This window comes from Brevibacillus sp. FIR094 (assembly GCF_050477165.1).
Classification (GTDB): domain Bacteria; phylum Bacillota; class Bacilli; order Brevibacillales; family Brevibacillaceae; genus Brevibacillus.
Genome location: NZ_JBEAES010000009.1, coordinates 106381 through 122406, shown reverse-complemented (window position 1 = coordinate 122406; position 16026 = coordinate 106381). Strand labels below are relative to the sequence as shown.

Sequence of the window (16026 nt, the reverse complement as noted above, 5' to 3'; positions counted from 1 at the left end):
TGATTTAGAGCGTGTTTAGACCCTCTATTTATCATCACTGGTATAGAAAGCGATGACAGTTGCTTTCGATGAAAATAGGAGGGATCAACATGCGAAAAAAATGGTTGGGTATCAGCTTGTCGGTTGGAATCACAGGAGCATTAATTTGGGGATACGGGGCGTCAGCGAGTGCGGATAGCAATACGATGGGCGTATATGAATCAGCCCTGCATCAGACGAAGGAAGCGAAAAGCATGACGGCCCATGCGCAGCTAGCGCTCACAGACAACGGAGTGAAGCTGCTCACACTCGAAGGAGTCGCAAAGATCGATCATGGCCAGCACATCGGAAATGTAGATGCGACTTTTACAGACACGCTGGGTGAGAAAAGCATGCAAGCCTTTCTGGAAAAGGATCAAGTTGTGGTTAAAAAAGGGGATAGTAACGTTTATCGGGTCATGGAAAAAGTGGATGGAAGACACCAATCAGAAAATGACACCGATAATAAACGCGGCGCAATGATGCATAAGCTATTTGCTACGATATTCGGCGATCTCGGAAAAAACGCGACCGTTGAGAATCTACCAGATGGAGGCAAGCGTACGTCGCTTCAGCTCTCCGAAGAGCAAATTCCGGCATTTATTCAAGCAGCCGGACCGATTCTCTACGATAAGCTCGCCGAACATAGTCAAGAAGCGTCTTCCTCTGAAAACCATCTATCTATCCAGCTCCCTCGCTTGCAAGAGGATTTTCAAGTGGACCAAGTATTGCTGAACGCCAAGATCGACGAAAAAAATCAAATCGAACAGCAATCTGCTGTGGTGCACCTCTCGGGAACGGACGCGTCTGGGAAAGAGCACAAGCTCCAGCTTTCTTTGGATATCCGCTTGTCTGATCTAGGTACGACCACACCTGAACGCATCGATCTTACTGGCAAGCAAGTCGAGAAGGTTTCCCGCGAGGACATGAAGAACAAGTGGAGAAAAGGCTGGACGAAGCATTCCAATTCCGAGTAAACCATGACTACAAGGGGGTGAAGAACCATGTCGATCAAAACAAGACTTTTGCTCTCCTATATTGCCATGATTATTATCCCCCTTGTTTTGTTTGGATTGGTGGCATCGGGATTGGCGAATTACTTTTGGGGGGAACGAGAAGCAGGCAAACCGTTCCTTCGTGATACTCTGAATAAACGAGACGAGTTGTTTGCTGGTGTCACATTCATGGCCAAATACGCTCCCGATCAATTGGCGAACCAGAATATGCTAACAGAGACGGATGAGCAGCTTCATGCAGTTGGCGGAGCATTGATACTGACAAAGGACGAAAAAGTACTATTCCGCTCCCAGTCGATTGATAGTGCTGACTTGCCTGACTATTTGCAGGGGCAGCCGGATCAGGGGCGTATGCACAGCTGGAGGCAATTGAAACAGGACGGCTACACGTTTGACACGTACGAGTTCACTTTTGCTGATCAGAGTAAAGGAAAGCTCTACTTCCTCGCGAACTCTTTCCCATTTATGGAGACAGGTATTTATTTTGTTATCGCATTGATTCTCAGTCTGCTAACGATTGTGGCGCTGACGAACGGTGTACTAACGTTTCTTGTTTCACGCAGTATCATTCGACCTTTGTACGCCTTAAAGCAGGCAGCGAACGAAATCAAGGAGGGCAATTTGGAGCGCCCTGTTCAACTCCATCGCAAAGATGAACTAGGAGAGCTGGGAGAAGCATTTGAAGAGATGCGTGGCAGATTGTATGATTCGATCCACTTGCAGCTTCAGTATGAAGAAAATCGTAAACAACTGATTTCCAGTATTTCGCACGATCTAAAAACACCCATAACAGGAATCAAAGCATGTGTGGAAGCGGTCCAGGAAGGGATTGCGGACACAGAAGCCAAGCGGGAAAAATATATGAAGATGATTGCCATCAAATCAGAACAGATGGACCGTCTGATTGATGAGCTATTTTTATTCTCGAGACTGGATTTGAACAAGCTTCCTTTTCACTTTGAAGAAGTCGATATGCGAGCATATATGGCTCAGTTTGCCGAGGAACTGCGGCTAGACCCGCGGATGCACGGCGTTCCAATTCGCTATGACGAGCATCATGAAAGTCCGATCCCCGTCATGGCTGATAAGGAAAAACTTCATCGCGTGCTCATGAATATCGTAGACAATAGCCTGAAGTACTTGAACAAGGACGAGAAGCTGATCCGATTGGAAGTGGAGAAAGCCGACGGTGAAGTGATCGTGACGATCTGTGACAATGGGACAGGGATTGAAAAAGAAGCCATACCCCATATTTTTGACCGCTTTTATCGAGCGGACCCTTCGCGTAATTCGGCCATGGGAGGCAGTGGTCTTGGACTCGCCATCGTCAAACAAATTGTGGAGGGGCACGGTGGTCGTGTTTGGGTGGAGAGTGAGAGCGGACGAGGGACCCGCATTTGTTTTACCTTGCCAGATCCCAAGAGAGCCGGGGGTGACGTGGAATGAAACACATTTTAATCATTGAAGATGACACGGTGATCGCAGAGGTGCAAAAGGATTACTTGGAGGCAAACGGCTACTCGGTCGATGTTGCTACTTCCGGCGATACGGGCTTACAAAAGGCACTGCAAGAGGAGTATGACCTCCTGATTCTAGACCTGATGCTCCCGATCGTGGATGGCTTCGAAATCTGCAAGCAAGTCCGGAAAGCCAAAAATATTCCGATCCTGCTCGTCTCCGCTAAAAAGGAAGACATCGATAAGATCCGTGGCCTGGGTCTGGGAGCCGACGATCATATCAGCAAGCCTTTTAGCTTGGGCGAACTGGTAGCGAGGGTCAAAGCCCATCTGGCCCGTTACGACCGTCTCGTCTCCGATTCCAAACCGCGTACGGCACAAGAGGAGATCAGGCTTCGTGGGATTCGCATCGACAAGCTGGCGAGGAGAGTTTACATCAATGGAAACGAAGTGTCGTTCACTTCCAAGGAATACGACCTTCTGCTCTTTTTGGTAACCCACCCCAATTGGGTATTTAGCAAAACGGAGCTGTTTGAAAAGATTTGGGGTCTCGACTCGTACGGGGATATCGCAACGGTGACGGTGCATATCAGCAAGCTACGGGAAAAAATAGAAAGCGATCCGGCTAAGCCGCAATACATCGAGACGGTGTGGGGTGTCGGTTATCGATTTTTACTATAGTCGTTTGGAAACGAGTCGCAAAGCTTGTGTAACGAAAAAAGTGGCATACAAAAACACTTGGGTATTTCGTACCAAGTGTTTATTCTGTTTACCATAAATCGACAAACTTAGGTAAAATAAATGGCAGATGTCGAATGGTGTATGAGTAATGCGAGCAAAGGGAGACACAGATTATGGAGAGAAGAATCAAAATCCTCGGAACAGGGAAATACTTGCCCACTCGGCGAGTGACAGCAGCAGAACTGGAAGTAAAGCTGGGTCTTGCGGCTGGATGGGTAGAGAAAAAGTCCGGGGTAAGCGTCAGGCATTTTGTGACGAACGAAACGGCAGTACAGATGGGAGCCATCGCTGCTAGGCGTGCTTTGGAAGCGGCGGGACTTACTTTTCACGATATCGATTGTATCGTATGTGCAAGCGGGACGGCGCAACAGGAAATCCCATGCACGGCTGCCTTGATTCAGGAAGAGCTTCAACTAAGCAAAACAGGTATTCCTTGCTTTGATATAAATGCGACATGCCTAAGCTTCGTCACTGCGCTGGATGTGATGTCGTGCCAGATGGCGGTTGGTATTTACGAGCGAGTCTTGATTGTTTCAACTGAGATATCCTCCGTAGGTTTGAATTGGGAACAAAAAGAGAGCTGCGTGCTGTTCGGAGATGGAGCTGCGGCTGTTGTCATCGGCAGGACGCCAGAAACAGAAAGTTCCTGCATCTTGGGTTCAAGTATGAAAACATACAGTGAAGGAGCGCACTATTCCGAAATAAGGGGTGGCGGTACGCTGATCCACCCGAGCCAATTTGCGCAAGGAAGAGAAGCAGACTTTGCATTTGATATGGACGGACGGAAAATTTTTCGCCTGACCTCGCAGTTGATTACCGGATTTGTAGATCGCTTGCTGTCCGCAGCTTCCGTAACCAAGGAGCAAATTCGTACAGTCATTCCACATCAGGCCAGTGGGATGGCGATGCGGATCATGGCAGGCAAGCTCGGTTTTAGCGACCAGCAAATGGTGAACATTCTAGCAGAGCATGGCAATGTCATTGCAGCTTCCATTCCAATGGCGCTGCATGAAGCGATTGGGCAGAATCGGATACAGCGAGGCGATCACCTGATGCTGCTGGGCACATCTGCCGGCTTGTCTCTCGGGGGAATTGTGCTTGAATACTAAACAATCAGTCTTGCTGACAGGAGGACGAGCTCCAGCTACGTTGGAGCTGGCGCGCTTGCTGGGTTCTGCGGGACATCGGGTCATTGTAGCGGAGAGTGCGCGGCGACATTTATGCCAGCACTCTCGTTATGTAGAGCGTTCCTATCAAGTGCCTCCTCCACGTCAGCAGCCCGATGCTTATATCGAAAAGCTGTGCGAAATCATGCAGCGTGAGCGTATCGATCTGTTGATCCCGACTTGCGAGGAGATATTCTACGTCTCACGTGGGCGGGATCGCTTGCTTGACTATGGCGAAGTGCTTGTAGAAGGAATAGAAGTACTGCGCTCGTTGCATGACAAATGGCTTTTTGCCGAAATGGCGCGCGAGGTGGGAGCACTGGTCCCGCAGACGGTTCGGGTACAGACTCCTGCTCAATTGCGGGAGGCCATGCTACAAGCAAGGGGGCCTGTTGTGCTGAAGCCCGTCTATTCTCGCTTCGCAGCTCATGTACAGATCATGGCAGACCCTTCCTCTGCGGTAGGGCAGTCTACGCTACCCGAACCGATAGTGAGGCAACCATGGCTAGTCCAACAGTTTATAAAGGGGAGACAGGTGTGCAGCTACGCGGTTGCTCAGGATGGACAACTCACCTTGTACGCCGATTACGAAACAACACATACAGCAGGGCAGGGTGCCACGATTCACTTCGCCTATTCAGCCCATCCACAGGTAAGAGAATTTGTTAGTCGCTTCGTGCAACGGCATAAGTTTAGCGGACAAATCGCGTTTGATTTCATGGAGAATGAGCAGGGAGAGCTATACGTGATCGAATGCAATCCACGCCTGACAAGCGGTGTGCATTTGTTTACAGGACAGCAAGAGGCTGCGACTGCTTACTTTTCTGATCGGGAAAAAACCGTTGTTCCTGCTGGAAAACAAGCTTGTATGCTAGGGATGGCGATGCTTACATACGGCCTTGCTGGCATGACGAATGGCAAGAAGGCAAAGCGTTGGGTGAGCGACATGCTTTCTGCGAGGGATGTACTGTTTAGGCGGGATGATCCACGGCCTTTTTTTGATCAGTTCTCTATGCTGGCAGATTTGGCTTGGCAGAGTTTTCGAACGAGAAAAAGCATGATCGCTTGCAGTACGAGCGATATCGAATGGAACGGAGAAGAGGCGTAAGGACGTGAGGAAGAAATGAATAAACGAGTTCTAGTAACAGGGGCAACAGGGTTCCTCGGACAGAAACTGGCTACGCGACTGCATGAAATGGGCTATGAGGTGACAGCGCAAGGACGAGACGAACGAATCGGCCGGCAATTGCAGGAGCAGGGAATTCGATTCCTTCGGGCAGACCTAAGAGACAGAGAGGCCATGTTGAAGGCTTTCCGCGATCAGGACATCGTGCATCATGTGGCTGCTTTTTCCTCCCCGTGGGGAACGTACCGTGACATGTACGAGACAAATGTGACAGGAACCATTCATGTCATCGAGGGCTGCAAGCAGCACGGCATAGAGCGTCTGGTCCATGTATCGACTCCGAGTATTTATTTTGCTTTTGACGACAAGCTGGAGATCCGCGAAGATGAGCCGATGCCCGTACGGTTTGCCAATACATACGCACAGACCAAGTATCAGGCGGAGCTGGAAGTCGACAAGGCGTTTCTCGAAGGGCTTCCGACGATAACGATTCGTCCTCGGGCCTTGTTTGGCCCAGGGGACAATGCAATCCTTCCCAGATTGATCCGCGCCAATGAAAAGAAATTCGTTCCGCTGATCGACGGAGGCAAGGCGATCATTGATTTGACCTATGTGGAAAATGTCGTGGACGCGCTGATCTTGTGCATGGATTCTCCAGCGCACACATGGGGACAGGCTTACAACATTACAAATGGGGAGCCAGTAACGATGATCGAGGTGTTGTCAGATGTGTTCCATCGTTTGGGAGTTCCGCTGAAAACGCGCGAGTTGCCATATTGGAAGGCGTATGCGGCAGCTTGGGTACTGGAGACACTCTCCAAGACCGTTTTGGGCTATCGCGAGCCGGTTTTGACGCGTTACTCGGTAGGCGTGCTCGCCAAGTCACAAACCTTGGACATCTCAAAGGCGAAGCGCGATCTGGGCTATGAACCGCGGGTGAGCATTGCCCAGGGCATCGAGACGTTTACAGATTGGTGGAGGAAGCATGATGGACGTTAAACTGACGCTGATGGACACGGGCTACTGCCAGCAGCTCGAGATGTTTTCCCGAAAAGGTGGCCGGATGAAAAACATTCCGTTTCACGCGATCGCAGGGCTTATCGAGCATCCTGTTCACGGCTTGCTGCTTTTTGATACGGGCTATTCGCAGCGTTTTTTTGAAGCCACGAGCCAGCTTCCTTATTCGCTGTACGGCAAAATAACGCCGGTATTTTCGGAGGCACATGAGAGTATTTCTGAACAGCTCGCAGCACGTGGAATCAAAACGACAGACATAGCGGGTATTCTCATTTCCCATTTTCATGCCGATCATATTGGAGGTTTGCGCGATTTTCCACATGCGCGACTATACTGCTTCGAGAGTGCATACAACCACGTAAAGGGAAAGACGGGGTGGGCGGCGCTACGGGAGGCGTACTTGCCTGACTTGATGCCTGATGATTTCGAAGAACGGGTGACTTTTATTGATCGCAAAGGGCTAGTGGCATTGCCAGAGGCTTACGCGCCATACGCCGAAGGCTACGATTTGTTTGCGGATCAGAGTCTGTACATCGTCGATCTGAACGGACATGCAATCGGGCAGTTCGGTGTGTTCCTGCGCGATCAGGATCATGGGGATGTATTTTTGTGTGCGGATGCCGCTTGGTCGAGTGAAGCCTATCGTGGCAACCTGTTGCCTCACCCGCTGGCTAGGTTGATCATGGCGGATCGGCAGGCGTATCGCGAGCATTTGCACAAGCTGCATGTGCTATCCCGCCAACGTCCCGACATGAAAATCATGCCGACACACTGCGGAGAAGTCTGGCAGGCCAGCAGAGGAGAGTTCACATGGAGATCATGACACTCTTAAAGCAGTATGTAAAAACGAAGTGGCTTGCCCGTCGGTTTTCCTCGCGTGAGCAGCTGGTGAAATGGCAAGAAGCGCAGGTCAGAGCGATGTTGTCGCGCATTTTGCCAGCTTCTCCTTTTTACCAAAAGAGATTGGGAGCGCCAGAACAATGGAGACAGATGGAGCCGATTGATAAAAAGCGCATGATGAATCATTTTGACGAGTTAAATACGTGCGGAATCAAGAAGGAAGAAGCATTTGCGATTGCACGAAAAGCAGAAGCGACACGCGATTTCACTCCCCACTTAAATGGCGTGACGGTAGGCTTATCTTCTGGGACATCTGGCAATCGCGGGCTTTTTCTCGTGGGGCCGCAGGAGCAGGCGAGATGGGCAGGGGTGATTTTGGCGAAAGCACTGCCTGGTCAGCTATGGTCGACACAGCGGATTGCTTTTTTCTTGCGAGCGAATAGCAACCTGTATACCGCGGTCAACAGGCGTCGCATTCAATTCTCGTTCTTCGATTTGCAAATACCGCTCGACCAGCACCTTGATCACCTGAATCAGTATCAGCCGACGGTGTTGGTTGCGCCAGCGTCGATGTTGAGAATGCTCGCGACTGCCCAGCGTCAGGGGAAATTGCGGATATCTCCGATTAAGGTGATCTCGGTGGCGGAAGTGCTGGACCCGTTGGATGAAACATACATCGCAGAAGTGTTCGGGCAGATCGTGCATCAAATTTATCAATGCACAGAAGGGCTGCTTGCGGTGAGCTGCTCACACGGGACATTGCATATCAATGAAGACCTCGTGGTGGTGGAAAAGGAGTATCTCGATGAGCAAAAGGAGCGATTCTTTCCGATCATTACAGACTTTTCCCGGACGACACAGCCGATTATCCGGTATCGTTTGAACGACATTTTGACGGAAAAGCGTACACCATGTCCGTGCGGCTCGGTGTTTATGGCGCTGGAATCGATTGAGGGCAGGGCAGATGATTTGTTTGTTTTTCGCCATGAAAACGAAGCTCGATGGATATGGGTCTTTCCTGATTTCATCCGTCGTGCTGTCATTACCTCGTCCGATGAGATAGAAGAGTATACAGTACGTCAGCGAAGCTATGAGCATGTTGAGGTAGCACTGCTCATGAAGGATGGGGCGGGACCGTCCATGCGAGAGCAGGAGCGAGTACGCCAAGGCCTGGAGCGAGTCATTGCCGATCAGCAAGGACAATTGCCTGCGATTGTGTTTGTACTGTACGAGTTGAATCTCGGTACGAAAAAATTGCGGCGGGTAGAGAGGATGTTTGTTCAAGGTGAGCAGGCAATTGATTGAATGGTATGAAGGGGCCTCGGCGGGACAAATCCCTTGGGAACAGGCGCAGGATGCCGACTACGTCAAAAGCTATTTGTTGCCCATGATGACGGAACAACCATCTCGCTATGTGCAAAATGTACAGACGCGGATGCATGCACTCCGTGTAGGCGATCGGATCATGCCCGTAACGGTGAACGATACCGAGTACGACAATTCGTATGTCAGTTCGGTGTTTACCCATTACGTGACGTACGCGAAAGAAGAGCTAGGCATGCTCGATTCAGGGGTGCTGAGGCGGGTATTGTCGACTGTACTGACAGGGCTTGGACGTTGGATGAAAAAAAGTCAATGCAACCAAATGGTCATCGTCAACAATTGGCTGTTATCGACGAATCTGTATCATGATGTGCGTTCAGATGAAGTGAAGGAGATCACGGAAAACTGCATCCAAAGGTTCCCCGGTCATATCATCGCGTTTCGATCTGTTTGTCGCAGGCTGTATCCGGATTTCCACAAGGGACTCGTAGAGAAGGGCTATCTCATGGTTCCGAGTCGCTACGTCTACCTGTTCCACCCCGATTGGCCAGCGCAGGGCAAGTGGCGGGTCCGCAATACGCTCAATCGCGATCGGAAAATGCTTGCCAAATCCGGCTATCGCATCCTGCGCCATGAGGAGCTGGGAGAACAGCATGTTGAGCGAATCGTTGCTTTATACAACGCGCTGTATCTGGATAAATACTCCCAGCATAATCCACAGTTTTCGGTGGAGTTTGTCCAACTGGCGATGGAAAAGAGGACATTGACCCTCATCGGCTTGGAAAAAGACGGACGACTGGACGGCATACTTGGCTATTTTGAGCGAAATGGTGTGATGACGACACCGCTATTCGGCTATGATACGACGCTTCCCAAAGAGACCGGGCTGTATCGGATGTTGTCATGCCTCTTGGTACAAGAAGCACAGAGCAAGGGCATCCTGCTCCATCAAAGTGCGGGCGTAGGCGCATTCAAAGCGGACAGGGGAGCGGAAGGGGAACCGGAATATACAGCGGTGTATGTCAAACATTTGCCGTATTATCGTCAAACGGTCTGGAAGGTGCTCGCTGTTTTGTTGAATCAAATCGGGATCAAGATGGTAGAGAAGTACCGACTGTAAACCATTTGCACACTTCGACCCTCATCGAACTAACCGTCAGGTACACTACAAGTAAGAAGAAACAAGTAGCTTGCCTGAAACGGGGGGAACAATGCCATGAATCGAATTTTGTTCGGGATACTTGTCGTCGTGACGACATCATTGATGGGCTCGTCTTTTGCGGTAGGAAAGATTGGATTAGCTTATTTTTCACCATTGCTGCTGGTAGGACTGCGTTTTACGTTGGCAGGACTAATCATGGGAGCGTGGGTATGGAAAAAGCCGCTTCCGAAGTCGGCGGGTGACTGGGGGAAGCTGTGCTTGATCGGATTTTTGCAGACGGCCGCAGTCATGGGGTGTATCTTTTTGAGTCTGCGTACAATCACAGCGGGTGAATCCTCGATCCTGACGTTTATGAATCCATTGCTCGTGGTCATATGGGGAACGTTGTTTCTAGGAATATCTTATCGGCTGACGCAATGGATGGGTGTTCTGATTGGACTGGTTGGGGTGTTCATCACGCTTGGCTTCCATCTGCAATGGGAGACTGGGACGTTGTTCGGCATCGGGTCTGCCCTAGCGTGGTCAATTGCTACGATTCTCGTCAAAAAGTGGGGAGTCCGTTTCAATGTGTGGGTGATGACTGCCTATCAGATGTTGTTCGGAGGAATTCTTCTCCTTGTAATGGGGCTCACGCTGGAAACGCCGAAGCTGATTGTGACACCGACCGCTGTGTTCGTCGTCCTATGGCTCGCGATCATGGCTTCCATTGTGCAGTTTGCGACGTGGTTTTACTTGCTGAATCACGGAGATCAGGGCCGGACGAGTGCTTTCTTGTTCCTCGCTCCGTTCTTCGGTGTTTTGTCGGGGTGGTTGCTGCTCGGTGAGGTTGTGCAATGGCATGTTTATATGGGCGGATTGTTGATTTTCGCAGGGATTTTCCTGGTGAACTGGACGTTTGCTCCGCGAAGGCAAGTAAGTGAAAAAGCACAGCTGGCAGAGTAGCTAGCTGTGCTTTTTGCATTCATCTACATGCAGTCCGAACTCGGTCATAAATCCAGAGCTGCCTAACGGCGTGACACGGACTGCTCTCCCTCCTGGCACTCGCTCGATCCAGCCAAGCTCAAAAAAGCGGTTGGTGAGCGAGGCCCCGAGGCTGCCTGCCAAGTGGTGGCGACGCTCGCTCCAATCCAAACACGGACGGGCAAAACGACGCCTGCTCTTCGGCTTGGCCTGAAGGTCTACGCCGAGTGATTGCAGCTTGTTTTTTCCCGCTTCACTGAGCACGTAGTCTTGATCGGATGTTTTAATCAACTGCAATTCCAGCATTCTCTGCGTCAGGGCAACGCCCACTTCGCCTGCGAGATGGTCGTAGCAGGTGCGAGCATAGCGGATGGCTCGCAATTGGTCGGATTCGCGCAAGGAACGAACCGGCTTTGGCGCAGCGATAGTCATTAACGATTCCATGGCTTGGGCGACTTCGGGGCTGGCCAGGCGATAGTAGCGATGTCGGCCGTGCGATTCGCTGACCAAAAGACCGCCTTCCACCAGCTTTGCCAAATGCGTGCTTGCCGTTTGGGGGGTGACTTTTGCGTTTCGGGCGAGTTCACTGGCGGGGAGTGCCTTACCGTTCATCAGGCTGACCAGGATGGAGACGCGGGATGGTTCTCCTATGAGGGACGCGACCTCTATAATATTGGGGCTCGTACTCATCAGACAGTGGACCTCCTCCATCGTTTTTTTCTCTTCTTATCCATGACTCTAGCAGATTCTTACAGCGAAAAAAACAAGAGATGTTCCCTGAAGAGTTGTTGTAAAATTTATCCAAATGAGGAATGGAGGAGATCCACATGGAGACCAAGCAATGGCGAGTAGGAATTTTTTTGTTTGACGATGTGGAGGTTCTGGATTTTGCAGGTCCGTTTGAAGTATTCTCGGTGACATCCATGGAAAATGGCAGCCATATACCTTTTCGTGTAAAAACGATATCGGAAAAAGGGAACATGATTCAAGCGCTCAATGGTCTGAAGGTTCAACCTGATTACAGCTTTGGCAATATGCCTGTTTTTGATATTCTCATCATTCCTGGTGGGGTAGGTGCGAGGGAACGAGAAATGCATAATGAGCAAGTGATCAATTGGATTCGAGAGCAAATGCAGCAGGTGGAGCTCATGGTTTCTGTCTGCACAGGAGCTTTTTTACTTGCAAAAGCAGGCTTATTATCGGGCAAAAAAGCAACGACCCATTGGGCAGGTCTCGAACGAATGGAAAAGGAATTTCCAGAAGTCGTTGTGCAAAAAGGAGTAAAATTCATAGATGAAGGAAATATCGTGACATCTGCTGGGATCTCAGCGGGTATCAATATGTCCTTTCACATCATCAAACGATTAGTAGGCGCGGAAGTAGCAGAACAGACTGCGAAGATAATGGAGTATGATATTGTCCTCTAAAAGAAAGTGGCAGTCCATCTCTTTGGATACAAGACAAAAGGATGGACTGCTACTGTTTCAATATACAATTTATTTCGCGGTAATGCTTTCGCCTTGACGCGGATTCAATCCGTTCTCCCATTGCACGCGAATCGATTTGCTGTTGAACAAATCTTTGCCGTCAGAAACCTGATAATGCAGATGAGGCTCGCTGGAATTGCCAGAGTTGCCGCATACCCCAAGCAAATCCCCTTTTTCCACACGATCGCCAACCTTTACTTTGGCGGAGCCTTCCTTCAAATGGGCGAAGTAGCTGAATTCTCCATTACCATGATCGAGGATGACGACGTTGCCAGCGGGCTGCTGCTCGTTCATCGCTCCGACAGGGACATTATCCTTGATATCATTGACGACATGCACGACGGTTCCTGCCTGCGGTGCGAGTATTTCTTGTCCGAAGGCGAAATAGCTCTCGTTTTTCGCAGGATCACCTTTGTAGGATAATCCGTCTTTGACCTGAATCAGATCATATGCATAGCGTTGACTTTCCACCTCATAGTGATAGTTTGAAAGGACATTCTGACCTCCCCAGAACACATACCACTCACCTGTAAACGGGGTGTTATATGTCAGCTTCGTCAAAGCATTGTCGGTATCAGGGTAGCTTTGCAGCGGCTTTAATAAAACGCCCGTAATGACCCCTTTTTCATCCGTTGTAAGGACGAGGCCTCGTTTGGTGTCCTGATCCACCCAGGTATCATAATCGCTGCCGTTTACGGATGTGTGGGAATGGTGATTCCACGACTTCAACCCCTTGCTAAAAGCAGTATACCCTTCAACAAACTGTGCTTTTGAAACCTGCTGTTTGAATGATGAGCTTGTTTGCTCATACGCATCCTCTATTTTTCCGTTAAGGAGAGCTTGCACAAAAGATTCCGTTTTTACCGTCATCGCCTTTGCACCTTCTTTCTTTGTGGGGGATTCAGTAGTAGAGGGTATTGCGGTTGCTTCTGATTGCGTAGCACATCCGGTCAATAGAATTGCTCCTACACCGAGTGAAATCCAAACTTTTTTCATGTCGCCACTCCTATCTTGTTCTAAGCGCTAGCTCCATTATAGAAAGCCACTCTTATCGGACATGAAACGCTGGCTTACAGGATTCTTAAATCGAACGTACGCAAAATTATGATTCCGTTAAGGTTGTTGCGGACGCGCGCTGACACTACGCATGATAAAATGGAGGATAACGCAAAAGCGCAAAAGGAGCGAAGTGATCGTGAAAGATGCAGCTATCCTTCTCGTGGACGATGAGCAAGCCATTCTCCAATTGCTTGAGACCGTACTGCACAAAGAAGGATTCCACTCGATCGACAAGGTGAAAACGTCTGAGGAGGCGCTTCGTGCATGCGAACGAAATAGCTATGACCTGATCGTCCTGGACGTAACGCTTCCGAACATGAGCGGCATAGAAGCATGTCCATTCATCCGCCGTCTAACGGATGCGCCGATCCTGTTCTTGAGTGCGAGAGATACCGATTTTGACAAGCTGACCGGATTTGCCGTTGGCGGGGATGATTACGTGACGAAGCCGTTTAATCCGATGGAAATCGTCGCACGCATCAAGGCATTGCTTCGCCGTACGCGCAGACCGAACACGGTTGTATCTACAGCACCCGTTCAAGGGGGCTATGATTTTGGGCGTTTTCAAGTTTATGAAGCAGCAGGGGAGCTCTATGTGGAGGGGAAGGTCATTCCTTGTCCGTCCCTTGTTTTTCAACTGTTGCTATTTTTGTGCAAAAATCCGAATCGGATATTTTCGAAAAGCGAGCTGTACGAAAGAGTATGGGGCGTGAATAGCTTACGTGACGACAACACCATCATGGTACATATCCACCGGATTCGGGAACGCATCGAGCCCGATCCAGCGCAACCGGAGTTTTTGGTGAACGTCAGGGGACTCGGGTACAAAATGGTGAAAAAGGGCCTTCCTTATGAATATTAAGAATAGAATCGCGCTCCATCTGATCATGTGGTTGGTGCTGGTTGGCCTTATCCTCTTTGTGCTAGCCGGGTTTACGTTATATTGGACGCTTGAAGAAATGACAAAAGTACAGTCCTCACGTGAATTTGAGAGTGTCGGCTTGCAACGGCTGATCCAGACTATTGAAGTAGAGGGAGAGGATGTACGTTTTGACCCGAAGCTGCTGGAGAAGGTACGAGAAAGCGGAGGGTGGCTTCAGCGGATTGATGAAAAGGGTTATGTCACCGACTCTTTCTTTACCCCTCCTGACGTACCTAGCTACTACGGTCCTGGCCAATTAACGGCTTATTGGCTCCGAAAAAGCCCGTTTCCGTATCGGTTATCGTTATGGATACAGGAAAAAGACGGTGTGGTGCACACCTTGCTGTATGGGATGACGAACCGCGATGACGATTTCTTGCAGCAGATGATTAAGGAGGCTGATCGTAAAAATAACGAGATCATGCTTCCTCCAAGCATCCAAAATCAACTGATGAGTAAAGCGGGCTGGGTGCAGCTCCTAGACCCGAAGGGAGCAGAGCTGGCTTCCTTCAATAAGCCTGCAAAAGCGATCAAAGATTTCTCGGTGGAAGAGCTGGCGCTACGCTCGATATACCCGGATCGCTACGGAGCAACAATCGTATCGCAGTATGATCAAAAAAGCGGTCAAACCTGGGTACTCAGTTATCCGTTGCCAGGAATGACACCCGGGGAAGAACCGGTTTTGACACCAGAAAGTAAGGCCCTTTTCATCGGGATGGGCGTGTTGCTCTTGTCGGCGATGTTTGTCTTCGGGATTGTGTCCTACTTGTTCGGACAGCGATTTGGCGCACCGATTGTTCACGTCTTACGATGGCTGACCTTTTTGCGTGGAGGAAAGTACGAGGAGCCTGCCAATGCGGATGGTGTTCCAGTCAGCCAAGACAAGCGAGGGAAGAGAAAGCGCAAATACCGTATTTACCAAGATGTGATTGATTCGATGGACTCCTTGTCACAAACGCTTTACCGCAACGAAAAGCTTCGCCAAGAAACGGAGCAATTGAGAAATGAGTGGATCGCAGGTGTTTCCCATGATTTGAAGACACCGCTGTCCTCTGTCAAAGGGTACGCGCATCTGTTAGGAAATGCGGAGTATACGTGGACGACAGAAGAGGTACATACTTTCGCCAAAATTATTTTGGACAAGTCAGCATATATGGAAGACTTGATCAACGATTTGGCGCTGACGTATCGATTGAGGAACGGACAAGGAGCTCCTACAGTCGAGCTCGTTGACCTGAATGGTTGCACTGCTGAAGCCATCACGGAGGCAGCCAAACATCCCTTGTACCCGGAAGACTGTATCAGGTTTACCCCCTCTGCCGAACCTGTTTACATGCTCATCTACAAGCCTTGGTTTCAGCGTATCGTGGATAATCTGGTTGCCAATGCCTTGATTCACAACGAGAGTGGTACGATTGTGTCCATCAGCTTACAGGCCGTTGAGCCGTCGACAGTTGTACTCATTTTTAGCGACAATGGTAGTGGGATGGATGAAGAAACAGCAGATCGACTATTTGAGAGGTATTATCGTGGCACAGACACCGAGTCCCGTACGGAAGGCTCTGGCCTTGGGATGGTCATTACCAAAGCATTAGTGGAAGCGTTTGGTGGTTCAATCGAAGTGAAAACAGCTGTCGGGCAGGGGACGACGATTTCGATTACGTGGGAAGCGGAGCAATCACCTCGGGCTTAGATAGGTGTTGATATGGAGAGGAAAAGGCTGCATTTGCGA

At 49.8% G+C, this 16026-nt stretch carries 15 protein-coding genes; 13 read left to right on the top strand and 2 right to left on the bottom strand.

What is annotated here, in order from left to right; translation table 11 throughout:
• Positions 1-89: 89 nt before the first annotated feature.
• The 10 genes from ACQ5DJ_RS09955 to ACQ5DJ_RS09910 all read left to right on the top strand — a co-directional run bounded on the left by ACQ5DJ_RS09955 (position 90) and on the right by ACQ5DJ_RS09910 (position 10808).
• Entirely contained in the window at positions 90-995 is a 906-nt protein-coding gene (locus ACQ5DJ_RS09955; RefSeq protein ID WP_429842320.1) for a hypothetical protein, read from the top strand.
• 27 nt (positions 996-1022) lie between these two features.
• The gene (locus ACQ5DJ_RS09950) at positions 1023-2480 is read left to right on the top strand and encodes an ATP-binding protein (protein ID WP_429842319.1); all 1458 of its coding nucleotides are present in this window, start codon (positions 1023-1025) and stop codon (positions 2478-2480) included.
• On the top strand, positions 2477-3172 hold the full coding sequence (locus ACQ5DJ_RS09945; RefSeq protein WP_429842318.1) for a response regulator transcription factor: 696 nt from the start codon (positions 2477-2479) through the stop codon (positions 3170-3172). The genes ACQ5DJ_RS09950 and ACQ5DJ_RS09945 overlap by 4 nt, the downstream gene beginning before the upstream one ends.
• Before the next feature lie 173 nt (positions 3173-3345).
• Positions 3346-4341, top strand: a complete 996-nt coding sequence (locus ACQ5DJ_RS09940) for a beta-ketoacyl-ACP synthase III (protein WP_429842316.1) — start codon at positions 3346-3348, stop codon at positions 4339-4341.
• Positions 4331-5506, top strand: a complete 1176-nt coding sequence (locus ACQ5DJ_RS09935) for an ATP-grasp domain-containing protein (protein WP_429842315.1) — start codon at positions 4331-4333, stop codon at positions 5504-5506. Before ACQ5DJ_RS09940 ends, ACQ5DJ_RS09935 begins: the two co-directional genes overlap by 11 nt.
• A gap of 15 nt (positions 5507-5521) precedes the next feature.
• Positions 5522-6523: an NAD-dependent epimerase/dehydratase family protein gene (locus ACQ5DJ_RS09930; protein ID WP_429842314.1), complete on the top strand. Its 1002-nt coding sequence runs from the start codon at positions 5522-5524 to the stop codon at positions 6521-6523.
• On the top strand, positions 6510-7364 hold the full coding sequence (locus ACQ5DJ_RS09925) for an MBL fold metallo-hydrolase (RefSeq protein WP_429842313.1): 855 nt from the start codon (positions 6510-6512) through the stop codon (positions 7362-7364). Before ACQ5DJ_RS09930 ends, ACQ5DJ_RS09925 begins: the two co-directional genes overlap by 14 nt.
• On the top strand, positions 7352-8686 hold the full coding sequence (locus ACQ5DJ_RS09920; RefSeq protein WP_429842312.1) for a F390 synthetase-related protein: 1335 nt from the start codon (positions 7352-7354) through the stop codon (positions 8684-8686). The genes ACQ5DJ_RS09925 and ACQ5DJ_RS09920 overlap by 13 nt, the downstream gene beginning before the upstream one ends.
• Positions 8679-9824, top strand: coding sequence for a GNAT family N-acetyltransferase (locus ACQ5DJ_RS09915; protein ID WP_429842423.1), 1146 nt, complete (start codon positions 8679-8681; stop codon positions 9822-9824). Before ACQ5DJ_RS09920 ends, ACQ5DJ_RS09915 begins: the two co-directional genes overlap by 8 nt.
• Before the next feature lie 96 nt (positions 9825-9920).
• Positions 9921-10808: a DMT family transporter gene (locus ACQ5DJ_RS09910; protein WP_429842311.1), complete on the top strand. Its 888-nt coding sequence runs from the start codon at positions 9921-9923 to the stop codon at positions 10806-10808.
• Here the strand turns inward: ACQ5DJ_RS09910 and ACQ5DJ_RS09905 are convergent, their stop codons facing one another.
• A complete protein-coding gene (locus ACQ5DJ_RS09905; protein WP_429842310.1) occupies positions 10809-11516 on the bottom strand; it encodes an ArsR/SmtB family transcription factor in 708 nt (235 codons plus the stop codon).
• A 137-nt stretch (positions 11517-11653) separates the two neighbouring features.
• Here ACQ5DJ_RS09905 and ACQ5DJ_RS09900 point away from each other — a divergent pair, with 137 nt between their 5' ends.
• Positions 11654-12253 carry a DJ-1/PfpI family protein gene (locus tag ACQ5DJ_RS09900; RefSeq protein ID WP_429842308.1) on the top strand — a complete coding sequence of 200 codons (600 nt, stop codon included), beginning with the start codon at positions 11654-11656 and terminating at the stop codon, positions 12251-12253.
• 69 nt (positions 12254-12322) lie between these two features.
• Here the strand turns inward: ACQ5DJ_RS09900 and ACQ5DJ_RS09895 are convergent, their stop codons facing one another.
• Complete coding sequence (locus tag ACQ5DJ_RS09895; RefSeq protein ID WP_429842307.1) at positions 12323-13309, bottom strand: peptidoglycan DD-metalloendopeptidase family protein; 987 nt, start codon at positions 13307-13309, stop codon at positions 12323-12325.
• A 199-nt stretch (positions 13310-13508) separates the two neighbouring features.
• Here ACQ5DJ_RS09895 and ACQ5DJ_RS09890 point away from each other — a divergent pair, with 199 nt between their 5' ends.
• Together ACQ5DJ_RS09890 and ACQ5DJ_RS09885 are read left to right on the top strand one after the other, a co-directional pair.
• Entirely contained in the window at positions 13509-14234 is a 726-nt protein-coding gene (locus ACQ5DJ_RS09890; protein WP_429842306.1) for a response regulator transcription factor, read from the top strand.
• Positions 14224-15987, top strand: coding sequence for a sensor histidine kinase (locus ACQ5DJ_RS09885; RefSeq protein ID WP_429842305.1), 1764 nt, complete (start codon positions 14224-14226; stop codon positions 15985-15987). The genes ACQ5DJ_RS09890 and ACQ5DJ_RS09885 overlap by 11 nt, the downstream gene beginning before the upstream one ends.
• The last annotated feature ends 39 nt before the right edge of the window (positions 15988-16026 follow it).